This is a genomic window from Paenibacillus sanfengchensis, from assembly GCF_036864765.1.
Classification (GTDB): domain Bacteria; phylum Bacillota; class Bacilli; order Paenibacillales; family Paenibacillaceae; genus Fontibacillus; species Fontibacillus sanfengchensis.
The window spans coordinates 29,254-49,956 of the sequence record NZ_JBAGJC010000009.1; the positions used below are offsets into that span (position 1 = coordinate 29,254).

General features: G+C 45.4%; 20 protein-coding genes and 2 pseudogenes. 5 read left to right on the forward strand and 17 right to left on the reverse strand.

The features are described from left to right. Window positions 1-98: 98 nt before the first annotated feature. The 3 genes from V4U84_RS18720 to V4U84_RS18730 all read right to left on the reverse strand — a co-directional run bounded on the left by V4U84_RS18720 (window position 99) and on the right by V4U84_RS18730 (window position 3,003). Complete coding sequence (locus V4U84_RS18720; protein ID WP_334077709.1) at window positions 99-668, reverse strand: SF0329 family protein; 570 nt, start codon at window positions 666-668, stop codon at window positions 99-101. A gap of 99 nt (window positions 669-767) precedes the next feature. Further along, window positions 768-1,760 carry a tRNA dihydrouridine synthase gene (locus V4U84_RS18725; protein WP_334077710.1) on the reverse strand — a complete coding sequence of 331 codons (993 nt, stop codon included), beginning with the start codon at window positions 1,758-1,760 and terminating at the stop codon, window positions 768-770. Between the two features lie 241 nt (window positions 1,761-2,001). Next, the gene (locus tag V4U84_RS18730) at window positions 2,002-3,003 is read right to left on the reverse strand and encodes a carbohydrate-binding protein (protein ID WP_334077711.1); all 1,002 of its coding nucleotides are present in this window, start codon (window positions 3,001-3,003) and stop codon (window positions 2,002-2,004) included. Window positions 3,004-3,213: 210 nt separating this feature from the next. Here V4U84_RS18730 and V4U84_RS18735 point away from each other — a divergent pair. Further along, window positions 3,214-4,359, forward strand: a pseudogene (locus tag V4U84_RS18735) (PQQ-dependent sugar dehydrogenase family protein); the annotation flags it as partial. Window positions 4,360-4,587: 228 nt separating this feature from the next. Here V4U84_RS18735 and V4U84_RS18740 read toward each other — a convergent pair. Beyond that, complete coding sequence (locus V4U84_RS18740) at window positions 4,588-6,828, reverse strand: right-handed parallel beta-helix repeat-containing protein (protein WP_334077712.1); 2,241 nt, start codon at window positions 6,826-6,828, stop codon at window positions 4,588-4,590. 376 nt (window positions 6,829-7,204) lie between these two features. Between V4U84_RS18740 and V4U84_RS18745 the strand changes: the two are divergent. Together V4U84_RS18745 and V4U84_RS26980 are read left to right on the forward strand one after the other, a co-directional pair. Beyond that, window positions 7,205-7,306: pseudogene (locus tag V4U84_RS18745) on the forward strand (phenolic acid decarboxylase); the annotation flags it as partial. Then, complete coding sequence (locus V4U84_RS26980; RefSeq protein WP_416367271.1) at window positions 7,267-7,563, forward strand: phenolic acid decarboxylase; 297 nt, start codon at window positions 7,267-7,269, stop codon at window positions 7,561-7,563. The pseudogene V4U84_RS18745 and the gene V4U84_RS26980, both read left to right, overlap by 40 nt. Here V4U84_RS26980 and V4U84_RS18750 read toward each other — a convergent pair. From V4U84_RS18750 to V4U84_RS18780, 7 genes are all read right to left on the reverse strand, one after another. After that, a complete protein-coding gene (locus V4U84_RS18750; RefSeq protein ID WP_334077713.1) occupies window positions 7,502-8,218 on the reverse strand; it encodes an ABC transporter permease in 717 nt (238 codons plus the stop codon). The genes V4U84_RS26980 and V4U84_RS18750 overlap by 62 nt on opposite strands. Further along, the gene (locus V4U84_RS18755) at window positions 8,218-9,168 is read right to left on the reverse strand and encodes an ABC transporter ATP-binding protein (RefSeq protein ID WP_334075004.1); all 951 of its coding nucleotides are present in this window, start codon (window positions 9,166-9,168) and stop codon (window positions 8,218-8,220) included. The genes V4U84_RS18750 and V4U84_RS18755 overlap by 1 nt, the downstream gene beginning before the upstream one ends. 66 nt (window positions 9,169-9,234) lie before the next feature. Beyond that, window positions 9,235-10,401 (reverse strand): alpha/beta hydrolase family protein, encoded by a 1,167-nt coding sequence (locus V4U84_RS18760; protein ID WP_334077714.1) that lies wholly within the window; start codon window positions 10,399-10,401, stop codon window positions 9,235-9,237. Window positions 10,402-10,633: 232 nt separating this feature from the next. After that, window positions 10,634-11,683, reverse strand: coding sequence for a HAMP domain-containing sensor histidine kinase (locus tag V4U84_RS18765; protein ID WP_334077715.1), 1,050 nt, complete (start codon window positions 11,681-11,683; stop codon window positions 10,634-10,636). 4 nt (window positions 11,684-11,687) lie between these two features. Continuing rightward, window positions 11,688-12,380 carry a response regulator transcription factor gene (locus tag V4U84_RS18770; RefSeq protein WP_334075130.1) on the reverse strand — a complete coding sequence of 231 codons (693 nt, stop codon included), beginning with the start codon at window positions 12,378-12,380 and terminating at the stop codon, window positions 11,688-11,690. A gap of 527 nt (window positions 12,381-12,907) precedes the next feature. After that, window positions 12,908-13,477, reverse strand: coding sequence for a GNAT family N-acetyltransferase (locus V4U84_RS18775; protein ID WP_334075001.1), 570 nt, complete (start codon window positions 13,475-13,477; stop codon window positions 12,908-12,910). 202 nt (window positions 13,478-13,679) lie between these two features. Next, window positions 13,680-13,859 (reverse strand): hypothetical protein, encoded by a 180-nt coding sequence (locus tag V4U84_RS18780; protein WP_416367272.1) that lies wholly within the window; start codon window positions 13,857-13,859, stop codon window positions 13,680-13,682. Window positions 13,860-14,362: 503 nt separating this feature from the next. Here V4U84_RS18780 and V4U84_RS18785 point away from each other — a divergent pair. After that, window positions 14,363-15,022: a hypothetical protein gene (locus V4U84_RS18785; protein WP_334077716.1), complete on the forward strand. Its 660-nt coding sequence runs from the start codon at window positions 14,363-14,365 to the stop codon at window positions 15,020-15,022. A gap of 45 nt (window positions 15,023-15,067) precedes the next feature. Here the strand turns inward: V4U84_RS18785 and V4U84_RS18790 are convergent, their stop codons facing one another. Genes V4U84_RS18790 through V4U84_RS18800 form a run of 3 tightly spaced genes read right to left on the reverse strand, consistent with a single transcriptional unit; the run spans window position 15,068 to window position 16,818 of the window. Then, window positions 15,068-15,937 (reverse strand): hypothetical protein, encoded by an 870-nt coding sequence (locus V4U84_RS18790; RefSeq protein WP_334074999.1) that lies wholly within the window; start codon window positions 15,935-15,937, stop codon window positions 15,068-15,070. A gap of 59 nt (window positions 15,938-15,996) precedes the next feature. Then, on the reverse strand, window positions 15,997-16,455 hold the full coding sequence (locus V4U84_RS18795) for a MarR family winged helix-turn-helix transcriptional regulator (RefSeq protein WP_334074998.1): 459 nt from the start codon (window positions 16,453-16,455) through the stop codon (window positions 15,997-15,999). Window positions 16,456-16,506: 51 nt separating this feature from the next. Beyond that, window positions 16,507-16,818, reverse strand: coding sequence for a hypothetical protein (locus V4U84_RS18800; RefSeq protein ID WP_334074997.1), 312 nt, complete (start codon window positions 16,816-16,818; stop codon window positions 16,507-16,509). Between V4U84_RS18800 and V4U84_RS18805 the strand changes: the two genes are divergently transcribed. Next, window positions 16,813-17,145, forward strand: a complete 333-nt coding sequence (locus V4U84_RS18805) for a GNAT family N-acetyltransferase (protein WP_334074996.1) — start codon at window positions 16,813-16,815, stop codon at window positions 17,143-17,145. The two genes, V4U84_RS18800 and V4U84_RS18805, sit on opposite strands and share 6 nt — an antisense overlap. A gap of 134 nt (window positions 17,146-17,279) precedes the next feature. Here V4U84_RS18805 and rlmD read toward each other — a convergent pair whose 3' ends face one another. The 3 genes from rlmD to V4U84_RS18820 all read right to left on the reverse strand — a co-directional run bounded on the left by rlmD (window position 17,280) and on the right by V4U84_RS18820 (window position 20,560). Further along, window positions 17,280-18,893 (reverse strand): 23S rRNA (uracil(1939)-C(5))-methyltransferase RlmD, encoded by a 1,614-nt coding sequence (rlmD, locus tag V4U84_RS18810; RefSeq protein WP_334074995.1) that lies wholly within the window; start codon window positions 18,891-18,893, stop codon window positions 17,280-17,282. Window positions 18,894-19,305: 412 nt separating this feature from the next. Beyond that, window positions 19,306-19,518 (reverse strand): hypothetical protein, encoded by a 213-nt coding sequence (locus V4U84_RS18815; protein ID WP_334074994.1) that lies wholly within the window; start codon window positions 19,516-19,518, stop codon window positions 19,306-19,308. 151 nt (window positions 19,519-19,669) lie between these two features. Beyond that, entirely contained in the window at window positions 19,670-20,560 is an 891-nt protein-coding gene (locus tag V4U84_RS18820; RefSeq protein ID WP_334074993.1) for a diacylglycerol kinase, read from the reverse strand. Window positions 20,561-20,703: the final 143 nt, after the last annotated feature.

Below are 20,703 nucleotides of genomic sequence, written 5' to 3' on the forward strand. Positions count from 1 at the left end.
CCCCATTAAGCCACAGATTACAATCCAATCCCCATATAAAGAAAAGCCCATGCTATCCTCAGCATGAGCTTTTCTGGCATATTTACAAGGTACATCCTTTACAACGTATTACGCCGTAGTTCATAAAAATACTGCACAATCGGATGCTTTAACTTCATCCCTTCGGACATGTTCAAGATCCGCTTTTTCCCGACCCTTCGATCCACCAAAGCCAGAACGTTCAATAGGATATCATCGCTCTCCAGGCTCTCCTCTAATGGGGTAGTTAAGAACTTATTGGCCACCACGATAAAATTGGATTTACTTAATGAAGCCTGTGCGAACAAAAGCGCTTTGGCATGCTCCGAACTTTTTCTGCTTCGGGCAATGACGATTAAACGATCCTCCGGCACGGGTCCCTTGGTATCTTTTCTGACCACCTCAATGTCGTCATGGGTGATCGGAATTTGGATATCAGGATCATTCTTGATTTCCAGCTCCGTTTGGTACCATCTGATGGAGTTCGTCTTATCACTCATATTAAGGATGTTCTTCTTATCCACCGAGATATAACAAATCCCGGATTTATCCGGTACATAACGGTAACCCGGTGCGCGGTATTCCACCCTTCCATGTAACGCAGGACTGAGAAAGCTCTCCAGTTGTTGCTTCAATTTGCTCCAGGACATGTAAAATCCCCCTCCATAGAAAAAACAGAGGAAAGACTTGCTGGTACGGGCTTGTCCCATCTCCATCCATCCGATCCTCCATCTTTTTAGGTCTCTCTTCTACATTTCACGTTCTTCCGCCTCGGCATGCTCCTTGCTTCTAAACTCATCGAGCAGCGCACGCACTTCACTTGTGGACTTGGTGTTCATTAAGCTGTTTCTTAATTCGCTTGCCCCTCGAAATCCGCGGACATATATCTTAAAGAATCGGGGGAGAGGGCTGAACGAACGCGGCGGCCCCAGTGCTGAATAGTGATCATGGAGATCCAGATGCAGCCGCAGCAAATCAAGCAATTCTTCGCTGCTGTGTTCCCTCGGCTCCTTCTCAAAGGCAAACGGATTATGAAAAATACCGCGCCCGATCATAATCCCATCCACCCCGTACTGCTCAGCCAGCTTGAGGCCGGTTTGGCGGTCGGGGATATCCCCGTTAATGGTCAGCAGGGTATCCGGAGCCACCTCATCACGAAGCTTTTTAATCTCCGGGATGAGCTCCCAATGCGCAGCTACCTTGCTCATTTCTTCTCTTGTGCGCAGATGTATGGACAGATTCACAATGTCTTGCTGCAAAATATGGGTTAGCCAGTCACGCCATTCGTCGATCTCCGTGAAACCAAGCCTTGTTTTTACGCTGACGGGCAGTCCCCCCGCTTTGGCGGCCTGGATAAGTTCCGCCGCGGTTTCCGGACGGCAGATCAGACCGCTGCCCTTCCCGTTCTCCGCTACATTCGCTACAGGACAACCCATATTAATATCAATGCCTTTGAAGCCTTCCTTTGCCATACCGATGCTCATTTGACGAAAATATTCCGGCTTATCTCCCCAAATATGCGCTACCATGGGCTGTTCATCCTCTGTAAACGTCAACCGCCCGCGCACACTATGGTTCCCCTCCGGGTGACAATAACTTTCCGTATTCGCAAACTCCGTAAAAAACACATCCGGTCTGGCCGCTGCACTGACGACATGACGAAAAACAACATCCGTCACATCCTCCATGGGCGCCAGAATAAAAAAGGGCCGTGGCAAATCACGCCAGAAATTATTTTTCATGTCATAAACCTCTCTATAGATACCAGGACAGTTCTTTATCCCGTAGTAGTAAAATCAACCTGTCTGCTAAAGGTAGACATCTAAACGAGTATATCATAACCCCAGGTGAAGTTCACTTACCCAATAACTTCAAAAAATCCATGAAAACCGAATCATGGAACTGGCCGAACGAACCCTGATAAAATAAAAAAGGCATGGGTTATGCAAGCAATGATCCGCTTGGTAACTCATGCCCTTTACCTTAATTTTTACCGCCATAACCCTTATAAGTAGCGTAAACTGCATCTGCATAGAGATTAGCCAGAATAGGACGGCCATATGAATCCGTGGCTCCCGGATACCAGTTATCTCCTCCATTATAGCGTAATAATCCGTTATATATATTTCCAAACTTCACAATCTTCTCATCTAAAATCATTGCGCCCATACATACCTGATCCTGTTCACTGCTGTGATTATACGCACGGCCAAATTTTGAGCTGAATTGCGATAAATATGCATTGCGTGTGTTTGGTTCTACTTGCATCAATCCGTCGCCGGCTGATGGACTACCCGGTAAGCCAGCTCCAAAATTGCTTTCTTTTTTGATAACAGCACTTAGCAATAAAGCAAAATCTCCGCCTTTACCAAATTTGTTGTCCACATTCATTACATATGTCCATATATGGCCTGGAACTTCGGACGGCTTTGTTACTGAAGGAGATGGCGAACCCGTATAAATTTTAACCGAGGACATTTTATCATTGATCGTGTTGCCAACCCAGGAAGAACCCGACGTAAAGGTCCACTTTGTTCCTCCGAAATTATCATTCTCATATACTTCAACAGTCCAACCGCTAGGAACCTTGAGAGAGGACATCCAGTCATTCGGAATTCCTTTTGCGTTCAGTTGAGACAATGTATAATTGCCTATTCCAACTGTTACTGCCTTCCCGCCATAGTTGATATCCGCATAGAATGTCACTCCGTTAGTCGGTGTCGGCGTAGTCCCGCCACCGCCCTTCTGCCACAAAGCAGGAGCATTGGGCGGCTCCCAGCCTACGAGGGAAGTGTGCGCCTGAAGACAGGTATAAGTGCTTCCATTATAGGTTACCGAGTCATTTACCGCATATGCCGTATTCGGAGCCCATGCTCCTCTAGCTGCCGCGCTCACCGACGGTGGGGCGGTGAACCATGTGGATAGAAATACTGCCAAAACTACCAAAAGTGATAAGGGGTTAAAAAGATACTTTTTTGTAGTCATTTCAAACCTCCTTGGTCATTAATTATTCCAATTATATTTTATTTGCATTATTAAAATTAATTCCTATTGTGTTCGGGTATTTTATCATTATTTTATAGGTGCTAATAAAGTAATCTCATCATATTTTAAAAAAGATTATTTTAACCAGGGGGAATTTAATTGAATAACGATAAAGTCCGTCTACGGCCTATTGTTAGCAGGGTAAACTTCGGATTGTTTTATCTCCATTACTCGCTAGCCGGAACTCAAGGTCCGGTCGCTTTTTCCGAATCCTTTAAGCCTAACCCGTGCGATCCCCGGACGTTAAACCTAAAGTGGGCCGATAGAGAAACAAAATATGATCATATCGATACCGTTGAAGAATGGATTCTGCAACCGAACGCGCAACCTCAAAGACGGCGTACATTACTGAATATAAGAAGGCCCTTTTTAAATCATAATGGGGTCAATAGCTTAAACTTTTCGCCCGAAACCGGAAAACTGGTTTTAACGACCGGAGATGGCGGATCTGCATATGACCCGTTTAATTTGAGCCAAGATATGATGGAAATCGCGGGTAAGATCATTGAAATTGGTGTAGGCATGAATTCATTTATTGATCACCCGCCTGTGGTTACACGGTTTAATGAACTACCTGAATCTATTCAAAACATGCTTACGGTCACTGCAAAAGGAGTACGCAATATAACGGGCATTTCATATCAGAGACACCATAATTATTATATGAAGTACGTAGGGAATGTCGGACAAGATCTGGTGGAATCGATTTTTTCATTCGTTCAATATACGCCGATACCGGTTCCCCAGCTAATTCAAGCATCATTAGCGGGGTCTGAGACCGGACAAAAAGGATTTATTAACTTTGGCTGGCGAGGATGGGAAGGTGATTTACCTACCTCCGTAGTAAGAAGCTGCCCTGCAAATCCAGATTTGAGCGAAAAAAATATTTCATATTTCAATGAAACCCTGGAAACTTCAGTGCTGCGCCTTCCGCCGCTAACGAGTTATTATCATGAAGATCCTCGTCCCGACAAGTTTGGAGGGACTGCACTCACCGGGGTCCAGGCTTATAATGGAAACGATATCCCTGATTTATTTGGAAGCGTTGTGTTCACCGATCTCGCTCGAGCTCATTCAAATCCTGTTAGGGGGGTTCTAGCCTATACCAGGGCAACATCCGACTGCAAACCAAACGATTACAATGTCATAGAAACGGATTATCATTTTGGGTCTAGTGCCGCGTATTACGTTAGTTTAGGATCAAATCAGAATCAAACCCGGCTGTTTTTAGGAGTTTATGGCTCTATGAAAGTGGCTGAGCCGAACCAAGGCACTGTATTTGAGATTATTCCATAATTCCACAAAAGCCCGACCGTGAGAGGTCGGGCTTCAACGTGCGTACAAAAGGCGGGTATTACAAACCTTAACTTACGCTAAGGTGCAATTAATACTTTCGCTAAGCAATGGTTAGGGGTACAACAAAGGACGACTGTCAATACCCGCTCCGTTACTATATACGCCAATATACCTCAACTAACTAGTCTTTCCTGACCATCCCGTCAAACATAAAACCAGTAAAATAATTTATTGCTCAACTACCCCAAAATCATCCACATAAACATATGCTGTACCAGGATTCTTGTAAGCATACACGGTTGCCTTGGTAGCGCCTGCTCCGGTTGTAAAAGGAATCTTTACCATTGTCCAGGATGTACTGTCGGATGTTACAGATGCATCCGTTCCTTCAAAGTCCTTAACGCCAATCTGAATCTGCTCTCCTTTGTCTGCCTTAACCCAGGCGGTACACATATAGCTGGTATTAGGGCTTAGCCCCGTAAGTACCTGCTCGATACCAGCTTCTCCGGGTCCCAATCTTACACTCTTAGAGCCGCTTCTTGGTACCGATACACTTGCAGCAGTATCTGAATATGTTGCTGCCCATGGTGAGATAATCCCTTTCTCGAAATCAGATTGCCTTACGTTATTAACATAAGGTAAGCTGACACTCTCAAAAATCGGGTCCGGAGGTGAAGAAAAATCATGCCCGGCAGTCCAGTCAGTTCCACCGAACTCATATGCTCCAATATCCGGTGCCGCACCAACATAATCATTCGTGATTCCAGCTATTACAACCCCTGCATTAATAGCTGGAGAAGTAGACCGCAACCTGAAATCATATGCTGTGGGATTCACAAATAACGGATTGGTTTCTGAGGTCATATTATTTCCCTCTATATGAGTACCAGGCAGTGTAAAGGCTGTAGTAAAGATATTGTTGAAAATTCTGTCGCCGTACATATCCGACTGAAAATTACTTCCCCAATATCCTACATTTCCGTTACTGTAGGTGGTATTGTTATAAATCAGGTTAAAATTACTGGGTGTATTCAATCTTATCCCTGTATAATTTCCCCATACAACATTATGATGCACAATATAGCCCTTGCTCCCGTTATCCAGATAGATCCCAGTGCCGGAATAATTCTTTGCCAGATTATCATGGATGTAATTATGATGAATTACCGTCCCTTGCCCATCCCAAGCAAACTCATAAAGTATTCCGCAGTCTTTTGTCAACTTTCCTGCATTGTACAGATTATTATATTGTATCCGGCTGTTTTGGGTAGGCATAAATATCAGATGACGCCCAGCGTTATATACCGTATTATGGCTGATTAAATGGTTTGCCCCTAATAGATAGATCGCCGGAATATCCGCTGCCGAATAATTGGCTTCATGAATAAGATTATTAATTACCTTATTTCCTGTTCCCTCTATACTCACCAGATTACCGGAACTGTAGGTCAAAGTGCTGTCTCTAAGCTCATTATTGGTACCGGACATAAATATCCCTGTACTGTATTGGCTGGTAACATCCGAATCATGACTAACATATTCCGCAATCATTTTAGATACTTTACAATAATTAGAATTAGCCATTTTAATGCTGGAGGCAAAGATATTAATTCCGGTAATATTTATGTAAGAGCGGGAACTTAAATCAAACGCATAAGTCCGCCTCTTTGCTTCTACTGTCAAAGTATTCGGATCCACTCCACCAGGTGCCCAAAAATAAAGTCTGCCAGTAATGCTGTCGTAATACCATTCTCCCGCACTGTCAAGATCTTCAAGATTACCAGTAATATAGTAGCTGTTACCGCCTGTCGCTGCAGTAGCCATTTGATCAAAGGTAATGGAACCTTTACTTGAGCCGGTAATGGTACTTTTATAAGATTTGTAGCCTGTCCCCGGAACACTCCAAACCGTTTTGCCAACCCAGTATCCAGGTGCTTGAGTTAAGTCCTTATCCTTGATGGTTGTAGCGGAACCGGAATCAACGGTTGCATATGTTGAATTTAAGGGATCAAGTGTTGGTGAATTGGGCCATCTGGCTTCAAATTGCATTTGCTTATTAACAAATATTTGATCTTTTGTTCCCAGGGAATCCGTCATTTCCGCATAATAGATGGATCCGGAGTAATTTTCCCAGCCAGTAACCGGATCGGCACCGGATACCGTTACGTTCTCTCTTGGATAAGCCTTAAAGTTTATGGGATTTGCAGAAGTTCCGGAAGTCTGAAGTGTTACTGTCTCCTGATATGTACCCCCTCGTATGATGCAGGTATCTCCGGCTGTCATGGTATCTGCCGCCTTTTGTATGGTTTTCCATGGCTTTGATAGTGTACCGGTTCCAGTGATGTCATTCCCCGTTGTAGAAACATAATATACGGAATTTGCCTTTACAGTTTCCCCTCCCAGATGAAAAGTAATTGCATAAATCATCATAATTACAACTAAAAATCTAATGCCTGTACTCTTACTCACTGCTTACCTCCCATAATGAATTCTTTTTTAGATACAGCTTCTACGCCTGGGCTCAAGTTCACTGCCAGGTATGTTCTAATATAGGAATTTATGTATATAAGCCCTGATTATTTTATCGACGTTTATTGACATAAAGTTTATGTTTTTTTCAGTGAAGCTTCCCCGATACTGAACCAATCCAGCCATTTCATTGACCACCACCCAACATTGAAATTAGGATTAACCACATTGCATAAGAATCTTTCTATTGGCAACCCCCTTTGTTGGATTCGATGTCCCTCAGTATTAGAAAAGGGCTTTAAAAAGCAAACACGCCTCTCTGGATGAACCAGAAAGGCGATAATCAATCATTGTTCAGTTTGCATACAGAGCCTACATGGTAGGTGGTCGTTGGATACGCGACCAGAAGGTAAATTTGGTGAAATTAGTGGAGAACGCATGCATGGTATTATTTTCTTTCCGAAATGGGTGCAGGAGCATCCAGAGATTACAGTACGCTATCATGGTGTCCGCCATTTCCGGCCAAATCTTCACTCCACCACAATAAAAAGCCATACTCGCATCCCAAATATGCCCCTAATAACCATTCCTTTTTGGCTTTTTTATTTTGGAGAATGGTCGTTATTTTGGGTCAACAGTACTGATAAGGTTTTTGTTTTTTCCCTTCATACGTTTATTGTTGCTCGGAAAATCTCCACCAAGCAAATATTCCAACTATTCCGGCTATTCCCGTAGAGCCAAGAATAATTATACTACTCAAATTTAAGAACCCGATGCTTTGAAATACCGACGGGATTGTCCACGGGAAATAGGGGGCAAACCCAAAAGAGGCTAAAACATTTGAGAGAATAACGATTACCAGGATGAGTCCCAATGGGGCCAAGTATCCCCTGCTAACATTTGCCAAAAAAGCGCCTGGTGTGGTAACAATAATAAACAATAGCGATGTTATAATAAATTTTAAGAAAATATTCCAAATAAGAGGATCTGACCAGCCCGTAACCCCAAGAATACCTCCAACAGCAAGAGCCGTGGCAAACATATAGATGGAAAGTAATATGCTCCACGCTAAAATTACCAGCAATTTGGACAGTACAATATTTGATCTTGATACGGGCTTTGCAAGCAAATCCTTAATTGTTTTATCTGTAAACTCTCGCCCAAATACCCATGCAGCGATAAATGTGTATCCGATAAGTCCCAGTGGGGCAAGATTATTAAGCAAATCCGTTAAATACATTTGCCAATTGATGCTATCGGTGTCACTGGATAAAATAATTCCGACTCCCATCATGATTGGTCCAAATGCAAAAACAAGGAACACCAACCAAAACACATTAGCGCGGATAATCTTACGAATCTCACAATGTAAAACAGAAAAAATATTCATTATATTTTTCCCCTCGCCATACCAATTGTACGAAGAAAGTAACCTTCCAAATCTTCCGTAATCACTCGAAGCAGTGTTGGCGGTTGATTAGATTTAACCAGCAGTTCGGCTAGCCGTTCAGGACGATCTGCTGCGTGATCATCGGTTAGTTTGATATAACCGTCCATTGTTTCCTCAAATTCATATCCATGCTCTTTAAGCACTCTCTTTAAAGCATTTTTGTCGCGGCCATTCACCACCAAGTTTTTCTGTAACGATTGTTCCAGCCTATCCATTGCGATTTCCTTCATAAGTTGACCATTGTGAATAATTCCAATGCGTGTGGCAACTTTTGAGAGTTCTTCTAACAGATGGCTGGATATAAAAATAGTTACGCCGAAATTTTTCGCTAAGTCATATAACATATTCCGTATCTCAACAACTCCAGCCGGATCAAGACCATTTATCGGTTCATCCAGTATTATGATTTCCGGATTGTGTATCATGGCTTTCGCAAGTCCCAGGCGCTGTTTGTTTCCTAAAGAAAGATTCTTCGCCTTTTTCTTTTTGTGCGGCTCAAGCCCCAACTTACGGATAACCCGATTAACGGATTCTTTGTCAGGTACTCCTTGCATACGTCGTGCTATGTCAAGATTTTCAACTACGGTTAAATCAGGATAAAACGTAGCTTCCTCCAAATACCCAACCTTATCCCATAATTTATAGTTTCCGGCATCGACCTTTTCGCCTAACATATAGAGCTTGCCGGAGGTTGGCTTGAGCATCGCTAGGAGCGTCTTTATGGTCGTTGTCTTTCCAGCGCCATTCAGCCCTAGAAATCCAAATATCTCTCCTCGGTTCACTTCCAGCGAAAGATTGTTCAAAGCTGTATATTCGCCAAATTTTTTGTGCAATCCCTCAATTTGTATTGCGGCTGTTCCACTGATTGTTTGCTTTGAGAAAATACTCATAGTCTTCAACTCCTCCCTCATGGGCTCTAAGTGTGGAACTCCTGAACAAGCTCAATCAGAAATCTTCTAGCGACCACTTGGGCGAGGTGCGGCCGGCCCAAGCCCGATCGAGCAGAGCCAGTTCAGCACGACCTCGTGCAGCACATTGATGTTGTCTACCTGACAGTGTTCTAATCCGCCAAGTCGTCTATCCTCTATCGGGAAGAACGTCTTGTTTTTCGAACCAGCCTGCTCGTAATTCTTCAAAGCTTGTGTTAGCGGATTTGGCTGAACCAATATCTCTTCCGCACCGTGCATCACAAGAAGCGGGCATTCTATCTGGTGGAGCACGCCCTCGAGATCGTAGGCAAAACGCGGATTGCCCGCAAAGTCATCCAAGCTTTTTGCCCCCAGAATTCTCATGCCGTGCGCGGCTAGACTCGGTGGCATCCATTTAAGCATTGCATCCCAGTCGAATGCGTGCGTACCGCCGTCGGAGATGACGGCAGCGATCCTGTGGTCGAACGAAGCGAATCTCAGAGAGTCGTATGCCGCAAAACTCTCACCGTGCACGATAATCTTATCGGGATCGACTTCCGGCCGTGTTAGAAGAAAGTCGATTGCTCGTGAATGGAAAGCCTCACTGTCAGCTCGTCTCCCCTTCCCCTTTTCATACAGTGATAGGCCGGTGCCAGGCTGGTCATAGACCAGGAAGTTGTATCCACACAAAATAAAGGCGGGACCTAGCCAGAAATAGTTCTCAATTGACCACTCGTCGCCACCGTTGAGAGCAAAAACTGTCGGTTTCGGACCTTTTATCCAGGGAGGGGAGAAGAAGTACCCATCCAGCTTGACATCCTCGTAATCGACTTGGATCTTCTCGGGGGGGACATCGAAGTACTTTCCGGCAGCTTCGAAGAGTTCATTTACTTTCCTAAATAGACGAATTTTTTCGGTGTCATCGTCCATCACCGCATATTCCGCGATTCGGTAGTAATTGCAGGCGCGAATATAGCAGTTTCGCGCTGTATACCAGTTTCCAAACGCTTCGGCCTCCTTGCCGTGCCTTTCTAGGGCTTGAGCCGTTATGAGCCATTCCCTGTGCCACGTGTCCCTCTCATTTGGGTCGATTTTTTTGCAGGCTTCGTAGATCTCGGTGACGTCCGTAGCACCGAGGCTTGCCATACCCAGAGCTTTGGTGACTTGGTATGACATCATGTAGTTATTGGGCCAACGGCTGAATTCGATTGACATTGCAATATCCTCCTCTTCTAGTTCAAGCGATTATGGCGGCGCCGCGAAAATGACTACAAGTAAGTTTTACGACACAAAGATAAAGCTTCCCTAAAAGGAAAATAAATGTTTGTAAAGAAAATATAAAAAATTGTAAAGCACTGAAAAATAAAAATGGCCACTACCTTAGTGCTCACAGCTGGCAGCGGCCTTTAACTTTGTTGTAAAGAAATTTGTAAAAATAAAATTAGTGTTATACCACAAGGGGGAGGCTGAACTTTATCCCCAAACCTCCGTATTCGGAAGGATATGCATAAATTTTGCCCCCATGATGTTCAATAATGGATTTACAACTTGCAAGGCCAAGCCCCAGCCCGCCCTTTTGGATTTGCCGCGATTTATCCACAGTGAAAAATTTAAGGAATAGGGAAGATATATCCTTATCCGGCACTCCAATTCCATTATCTTCAATTTGAAAATAAGCATAATGCCCTTGTGGGTATCCGGTCATATACACTTTCAACTCATTTTTCCCTCCATATCTTACAGCATTGCTGAAGAGATTGCCGAAAACCCGGCGTATCATCGGTTCATTGACTGTCAGCAACATATTTCCCGTGAATGAATGGCAGCAAGTAAGCTCGCAGTTAAGTCCTGCCAACTCATATTCATATTCTAGGGCAATGTTTTCGAATAATTTTGATGCATCTATAGGTTTGACTATCATTGATTCTAAATCCAGTTTTTCTTTGGTGAAGCTGGAGAAGTCATTGATGAGTTCAACCATATATTTTGCCTTCCGTTGAATCAACTCATAATATTCCTGCTTTTCAGTTTCTGGTAGATTCTTGCGCGTAGCTAGCAGTTCAGCAAAACCATTAATAGATGTTAAGGGTGTTTTTAAGTCGTGGGCGATTGCCGCAATCATATCGGTTTGCTCTTTGTGCGCTAGTCGGAGCCGCTCTTCCATCTTATTAAAGTGTCTATAAAGGTCTCCAATTTCATCATTACTCCTTAGAGCAAGTGGAGGCATTGGATGCACAATATCTACTTTCTCCAACCTGGTATTAAGAAGCTGAATTGGTTTTTCTATACGAAAATGAATATAGATAATCAGAATAATAAATATGAAACAGGCAATGGCAAATATGGGCAGCAGTAATCCTATATATCGCGGGTCCAGCAATGAACTGCGTATAGGCGAATATGCTGCAAAGATAAGCTTCAGATATATTCCAATTGAAAACATAAAAACTATAAACATCAGCAGGAACAGCAGAGGAAGCTTTATTTTCAGTGTCATACGATTACTCTCTTTCCGTGTATTTATATCCTACGCCCCAAATTGTTTTAATAAAGTCATATTCAGGACCAAGTTTCTTACGGATATTTTTTATATGAACCGTAACGGTATTTAATTCTCCGTATTCGTCTCCCCAGACATTTTCATATATCTGCTCACGAGTCAATACATTATTGGGGTGATGCATGAGGATGGACAATATTTGAAATTCCTTCGTTGATAAGTCGAGCTTCTTGCTATTCAGGAATGCTTCAAACGTCTTATCGTTCAAAATGAGCGGAGAATCCGCCTTTTCGTTATTGGGACTAAGTTCATTCCACTCTTTAAACAGCCTGTCAACCTTTCTGAAGTGGGCCTTTATCCTGGAAGTAAGCTCCTGAATACTGAAAGGTTTGGTCATATAATCGTCTGCTCCTATTTCGAGCCCAACGATTTTATCAATATCCTTATCACGCGCGCTTAAAAACAGAATTGGAACATTATAAGATTCTCGGATACTTCTGCAGACATCAAGTCCATCCATATCAGGCATCACTATATCAAGAACGATGAAATCAATGTGATTTTCTTCCAATGCAGATATGGCTTCTTTCCCGGAATATGCCGGAAGTATTTCAAATTGCTCGTACCTTAAACTCTTTGTGATGAGTTTTACGATATCTTCATCGTCGTCTACAACTAATATCGTTTTTAGCATATTTATTCCCATTCCTTCCGCTTTGTTGTGGAATCGATGTTTACAAATCTTTTGTCGTGGCTTGTATCGTTTCCACCAATATATATCCTAAATATAATCTTAAACCTTGGGAGCCACAAATGAGTTGGCAATTACCTGTAGGAGATCCCCGGTGGCATGAGCAAATTTCCTCTCACCCGGTATGCAGGCGGCAAATGATTTAACAATGGCTTGCATGAAGAAATAATTGGGGAATGTTGTCAAAGAGCCAATAAACAAAATACAAGTTTATTTCTAATAAAAAAAGCCCGTATACCGACTAAAAGTGTTAGTCAAGCACACGGGCTTTTGATTGTCTCACTTTACCGGTAATTCGATCTTCGCAAATATTGCACTTTGTCAGCCGGATTTTTGCTCCATCTTCAATTCTAAACCACATTTCGTCATCAGAACCGTACACTCCACGTGGGATGAGTGCTGACGGTTGAATAAAATAAGATGTGGCTGTATTCACCCTTAGAGTCATACCTTTTTAATCGCTTTCTTCATCATTTTACATAGTCTTCTATTAAAATACTGTATATTTCTAAATCGACAATCCCTTTACCTGACCATAATGTTGCTTGTCTTAGCGTTCCTTCTTTGATGAAGCCGTTTTTCAATAGTACCTTTTTTGAATTCTCATTTAGAGGCATCACTTCTGCCTGAATTCTGTTTACGTTGACATCCATGAACAAGAAATTGAGCAATATTTTTAGAGCCTCGGTAGCAATACCTTTTCCCCAATGAGATTCCGTCAAAAAGTAGCCAATCGTTACCACATTTACCTTTTGATTAAAATCAAGAGCTTCAATAATACCAAGCAACCGATCGGGTTGAGAATTGTAGAATATCCCCCACTTAACCCTTGACCTTTTATTATAATCTCTCTCGAAATGCCCTATCATGTTTTTCACAGTATCTTTATTGTGTTTGGGGATTATACCGCAGTATTCAAATACTGTGTCATTGTCATAGATTTCAAAAACTTCGTCTAAATGATGATCTTCAATCTTTTTCAATACGAATTCATCTGACTTTAGGATAGGAAATTGGTCAAAAACTGCTTCAATGTTCATTTCGTCACCGCTCCATATTTTCTTTTTTTATTGGAAAATCTTTAAACTCCAACTCTTTTAGGAATGAATTATTTGTTATTAAACCTTTTACCCTCTCTATAGAGGTTCCCAATAATTCTACTCTCCATGTGGTTATTATATTCTCTTCTTGATCGGTATGTATAAATCGACTTTCCATTTCCCTTCCTTATCCTTAGCGGGATCATTCATACAAAATTCGAGGCATGGTAGCAAATTCATCTACGAGATTTCCATCATCCAATGATATTCCGATAAAATGATGGTTTTTCGGAGTAAGTCCCTGTTGGCTTGCCCAACGTCCTAACTTGTCCCAAGCTATACGAGTATCCAAATAACTCCCGACATGTCTAACGTACGCCACTTCATGTTCTGGAAGTTGCTTGATTGTTACCGCATTTTCCCACGCCCTTTTTAAGAGTTGATTTTCTTTATTTCTATTGTAATCCTGAAGAGGAGATAACTCTTCTTGCTTATTGCTGAAGTGTAATGAGAAATTGCTATTTTTCCTTACGCTATTTCTAACGTCACTTGGTGTTTTGCTGTAGTGTTTCTTAAAGAGGGCATTGAAGGTTGATATAGATTCGAAACCGCTTTGATCAACTCGCCTTTCTATTTGTTGTTTGTGGTTCTATCCACCCTTATAGCAGGGAATATAACGTTATACCTACGCACATTTTACAAGATAATGAAACCCTTCTTTATAGAGAACTTTTCCGACTACTGATTACGGAACCGGGGCTTGACATATCCAGGATCTATGTAGACTTTGCATATATTATCGATTCTTTCAGTGAATTCTAAAAGTACCTGACTGATCAGGGAAATCCTATTGACAGCGACGATCTGTTCGAAAGAGTGGAAACAATGCTCGAAAACCATATAACACTGTGGGAAGAGAAGAAAATAGACCTGTCCATCACGGCGTTCGGCCATTTTGTTCCGGAACTCAGAAAGCATGGAGTAAGATATATCTTAATACGATCCACTTTGGAACACGTTAAGGAGGCCATAAGCGGGATTATCAACGAAATTACCATCCTCAAGCTTAAGAACCGGAGCGCAGTTGTAGCATGTTTGTCGATTGAAACAGAGCACTCGCCATCCGAAGAGCAACTTTATGAGTTGAAAGTCCTGGCCAGCAGGTTTCTGCGAAACCTAAATCTTGCCGACACAGCCCAAATTTCGGAAGGCTCTGTCAGACTTTACACCACCTACGGAAGTTTTAAGAAAATCACCTCTAACGCACAAAACTGCACTCTACTGAAATATCTGGAAGAGTGTGTGATCGACAAGGTGAAAATCGGGTGGGGCTCGGGGTATGAATATTATCAGGCTAACGAAAACGCAGCCAAAGCTCACCGACAGGCCAAAGCCTATACAGGTAGCTGCAGCTTTTTTATAAACGAGGAAGAAAATAAATATGCTCAAACGGTATTTGAAAAACGAGAGACCGGCAAAGGAAGGCCCCAAAAGTACTATGAGCTATTGTTTCTCGACAAGGACGGGCGCAATTCAGGATTGTAACCGCGGTACTGCGGTTTCATTAGCTTGCGGAAAACTACACGGTATCTAATTATTTTGATTTGGCCAACATCTTAGCATAAAGCGTGTATTTACGATTGCCGCGATGAAGCCAAAAACTACGAATGTAATCACATACCCAATTACCTGTTGTATCGAGATAACAACTCCGTATTGCAGTTGAACAGCAGTTTGCCCAACTACAATAACGGCTATTATCATCAAAAAGGTGAGCATAATGGGCGGTAGAATATATCCCATCGGCCTTTTTTGCAGCAATAGAATACCGCCTAATATGCAGGTTGGGAAGATTAGGCCAATGTCAATAATAAAAGTAGGCTCGGTGGTAGAAACCTCTATAATATCCAGAGGTGCATTCGTGAATACAGTAGGCAGTATGCTCATGAGCCAAACCAATACGGTACACCCGGCAGCCATCGTAAAGATGGCTGTTCCAGTGTGTTTTCCGTCATTTTTCACAGGTCTGATTGTTTCATTCAAATCAATCATTGTAACAACAAACGCAAAAAAAGCAGAGGAAAACATAGAAAGATATAATAAAAACATTTGGCTGTAAGCTATACCAAAGGCTGTTGTTGCCGAATAGTACAAAACTGAAACGAGAAAACCGCCGTGCAGGAGCTTCATCTTGGCCCCGGTGTTTCGTTTTAGAGTAGTTATAAGCAATCCAACTGATACCAAGAGCACAACTAAATCCGTACCTTTTGCAGTAGTGGCCTTGAGCACCGAGTTATTAGCATAAGCCCCATTTCCAAATAATTGCACTGTTTCTCCATATATGTTTTCAACCAGTTTGGGGGCTCCTCCATCGTTATAAAGTAGCCCCAGGCCAGCACTACACCAGATAAATATCACAACAATCATAGAGAGTATAGTAATCCCGGGTTTTTTAACCATTATGGTTTATCCTTCTTTCATCTAAATGTTAGTTCTCATAAGAGATTTACTTATCGCATCTATTTTTCTTCCATTACTTCTAAGTTCTGCATGACCTGTGCAAGCAAAAGTCTGCCACTTTCCAGTTTGTCATTTTCGACACCTGCAAAGAATTCTTTCATGAACTTTATTCCGTCATTTTCGGCCGCTTTCCAAAAGTCATGGCTTTTTCCAGTAGCAACAAGCCGTGTGGCCCTTAAATCCTTTTTATCCCTTTCAAGCTTTAACATTCCTTTTTCTTCGAGTTTCAACGCAACTTGCTTTACATTCTGGTGGGAAGAACCCATCTCCTTCGCCACTTCCTTTATTGTTGGCGGGTGCTCAAAAAGATTAAAAAGAATTAACAGCAAAAACCACTGCTTTGAAGTGATATTATGTTTGTTTAAAGCCCTGTCAAGTAAAGTATCCATTTTGTTTGCGACCACCAATACCGAACCAAATATGAAAGCAGGGTCATAAATATTATCAAGATTCTTCATGGATCTTCCTCCTCGTGAAATAGGTAATACATTACTTAATTGGATAACATATTACCCATTATCGTTTGTCAAGGATTGAAGCAAAAATCTCAAGTATATACCGGGCGTGCATTGAATTGTGAGAGTGTGTAGAATACCCCCGTAATTTCGTCGCGCAAGCACCACCATAGCAAAAGGCAACCAACCTTTGCCGGATACGCCGATCAGTATTAGTAACTTATCACTTGTCTTTCTTTCCAAAGGGCCGGTCAAAAAGGTTTGTACTAAAATCAAAACACCTGCCAGCACCATCCAAACAACACCAGCTTGCCCGGTAGTAAATCCAAACTTATCGACAAAATACAGCCCTGTAATACCTTGCAAGCCAAAAACTATTGGTATCAAGAGGTAAATCTGTATTTAATAAATGCTGATGATCAAATTTTTGGTGGAATCGTTAGCGAAATATGTTGGAATTGGATGGAAGTTCAATATTTGTTTGTTGAGGAACAGCTTCGTAAGTTAGGGTATGGGAAAAAGCTTTTATATGCGGCTGAAAAAATCGCTAAAGAAAAAGCGTGCGATTTCATAAAACTTGATACACTAAGCTTTCAAGCATTAGATTTTTATAAAAAGCTAGGTTTTGAAGTTTATGGAGAAATTCAAAATGCAGGCAGGCATACACATTATTATCTAAAAAAGGACATATGAATTGACTTGTAATCACCAAACCGCCTTATTGAGGTTATAACTAAATTCAAGAATCAACATATTCGATAATAAATTCAACAAAAAAAGAGGGGTTCGCCGCCCCTCTTTGCTATTTCCGCCAATACATCTCCGATTTATTTGTCCTTCCGAACTAACAGTGAACAGCACTCCACGTGCACCGTATGCGGGAACATATCCACCGGCTGCACCTCGACCGTCCGGTACCCGCCGTCCTCCAGCACGCGCAAATCCCGGGCCAAGGTCGACGGATTGCAGCTAACGTACACAACACGCTCCGGCATCATTTCGAGAATCGTCTCCAGCAGGCGCGGGTCGCAGCCTTTGCGGGGCGGATCGACGACGATGACGTCGGCTTCGACGCCCTGCTCCTTCCAGCGCGGGATCACGTCCTCCGAGGCGCCGACCTCGAACTTGACGTTGGTCATCCCGTTCAGCTGCGCATTGCTGCGCGCGTCCTCGATCGCTTCTTTGACGATCTCGACCCCGTACACCTGGTCGGCGTGCTGAGCCAGGAACAGCGAGATCGTGCCGATGCCGCAATAGGCGTCAATGACGGTCTCCTTGCCGGTCAACCCAGCGTACTCCACCGTCTTGTTATACAGAACCTCCGTTTGCACCGGATTCACCTGGTAAAAAGAACGTGCCGAGATCGCAAACTGCACCTCGCCGATATAATCATAAATCACGTCGCGTCCCCACAGGACGCGCGTTTCGTCTCCGAAGATGACGTTGGTCTGCTTCGGGTTCACGTTTTGGCAGATGCTGACCACCTGCGGGATTTGCTCCCGAATGAGGCCGATCCAGGCATCGGCATGCGGGATGTCCCGCCCGTTGGTGACGAGAACCAGCATCATCTCGCCCGTGCGGAACGCCTTCTTCACGACGACATGGCGCAGCAAGCCGCGCCCGGTCTCCTCGTTGTAGGCGGTGACGCCAAGCTGGCGGCCGATCGCTTTGACGCGGGAAACGACATCGTCGTTATGTTCGTGCTGAATCAGGCACGTTTCCATATCGACGATGCGGTGACTGCCCCGCGCGTAAAAACCGCCGACCAGGCCGCCGTCGGCGACGCCGATCGGCACCTGCGCCTTGTTGCGGTAGCGCCAAGGCTCCGCCATGCCGAGCGTCGGCAGCACCATGACGCCCGGCCCGCCGGCGGCGTCCGCATCGGCGTCGCCGCGGGCCTCGCCCGCCACGCGCAGCTTGCCGATGCGCTCCAGCGCATCGACCACGTGCTGCCGCTTCCAGGCGAGCTGCCCGGCGTAGCTCCAGTGCTGCAGCTGGCAGCCGCCGCACTGGTCGTAGATCGGGCAGGGCGCAGCCACGCGGTCCGGGCTCGGCGTCAGCACGTCCAGCAGCTTGGCGTAGCCGTACTGCTTTTTGGTCTTGAGCACCTTGACCCGGACCTGCTCGCCGGGTAGCGCTCCCTGCACAAAAAGCGTATACCCCTCCGCGCGCCCCACGCCCTCCCCGTCATGGTTCATGCCGATGATGTCGATGACGGCCTCGTCGTTTTTCGCCACGGGAAGCCCGGCAATCGCTGCGGCCGACTCGCCCGCGTTACCCGCACCGCGCCCCCGGCCGCCCCGCTTGGCCCCGGTTTCCCGGCTTTGACTAAGCCCCCAGCCACTCCCATCCGCGCCCCGCACCTTCGCCCCGCTCTCCCGGATCTCGCCCCGCTTCGCCTGTCCGTTTTGCGTCCCCCGCTGCCTCTGCTGTTTCTTCATGCACATTGCCTCATTTCCGCTTCTATTCCTGTATTCGCGAGCCGCCTCGCTTCGCACCGTTACTTTACTTGTATCTAAGTCCGCTCACCGCAAACTTCCACTTAACCACATTCTCCAACGTTCCCGCAGGACGCGCACCCCTTCGCTCGCAGATCTCGCAATCCCCCTGCACCCAACCGCTTCCATCCGCACAAAACCCCCGCCGCCGGGCAGGGGATTCACCAACACTCGTCATGTTCTGTTCAAAATAACTGGATTTTATACCGCTAAATTCCGTCTTACCGCCTCTTGCGCACAATTAACTGGAAAAACTACCTCTATTTTTTGGGAAAATAGCACTTTTGCGCGTTTCTGCCTCAATTAGCGGTAGGTTCTCCATTTAATTCGCTCCTCTGGCCCCGATACTCGATAATTAACTGGAGAAATTCCAGTTAATCGCCCCAGGAGCCTGGGCATGCGGGGCCTGGGGCTGCCCCCGGCCGACCCGGGGCTTGGGCCCGGGATGCCCGGTTTTGGCCCAAGGCTCGCCTAACGGTCCGAGGCCCCGGGTTCGTTCCCGGGTACTCGGACCGAAGCCGGGCCCCGGCTCGTTGCCCGCTCTCGGCCACGGCCGCCTAGGCCCCAACTCGTGCCCCGCTCCCGGCCACGGCCGCCTAGGCCCCGGCTTGTGCCCCGCTCTCGGCCACGGCCGCCTAAGCCCCGGCCCGTGGCCCCCGGTCACCGCCGCCCAGGCCCCGGCCCGTGCCCCGCTCCGGGGGCCACGGGCCCCTCTGAGCCTAAGCAAAAATCCGCAGATGCTGCGGCAAAATCTCGAACACGCCGGGCAGCTCGCCGCCGAGCTCGCCGTCCAGGTTGAGCAGCACGTTGCCCGGCGAGGTCACTTCCATCCGCTTCGTCTTGAAGTAGACGACGTGCGGGTCGTTGAAGTGATCGCCGCGCAGCGCCATGGTGACCAAGCGGATGAACTCCGCCAGGTTGCACTTGCGCACGGCGATGACGTCGAGCAGGCCGTCGTCGATCTCCGCGCCGGGGGCGAGCTTCTCGAAGCCGCCGACCGAATTGCTGTTCGCGATCAGGAACAGCATGAATTCGCCCTCCATCACCTCATGCCCCTCGGCGTCGATGACGAGATGGGTCGGCGACAGGCTGGCCATCTTCTCGATGCCCTTCATATAATAAGCAAGCTGGCCGATCAGCGTCTTCAGCTTGCTCGGCACTTCGTACGTCAGCTCGGTCAGAGATCCTCCGCCGGCGATGTTGATGAAGTGGCGCCCGTTCACCTTGCCGATGTCGATCGGCCGGGTTTTGTTCTCGATCACCAGGTCGCAGTATTCCTCCCAGCGCTTAGGAATTTTCATCGCTCGAGCGAAGTCGTTCGTCGTGCCGAGCGGAAAAATACCGAGCGGCGGCAGAAATTCCTTCCCCGCCTGCCCGGCCATGCCGTTGACGACCTCGTTCAGGGTCCCGTCACCGCCCGCCGCAATAATAATGTCGTACCCGCGGGCGCAGGCCTCCGCGGCTTCACGCGCGGCATCGCCTTCCCCCGTCGTCGCGTGGCAGGACGTTTCAATACCGGCCAGATCCAGCCGGTCCAGCACATCGGGAAGCAGGCGCCTCATTTCCTCCCGTCCGGAGGTCGGATTATATATTAACCTAGCTCTTTTCATGCAATGAACTCCACCTATTAGTCGTCTTGTATTGTTGATGATTTGCATACATTTGAAGTTTACCCCATCGGAGGCCATACGAAAAGAAGGCCCCTACCTAAAGGAGAGCCTTTTCCCAGGAAATAGGGACCGGTTGACGAAAA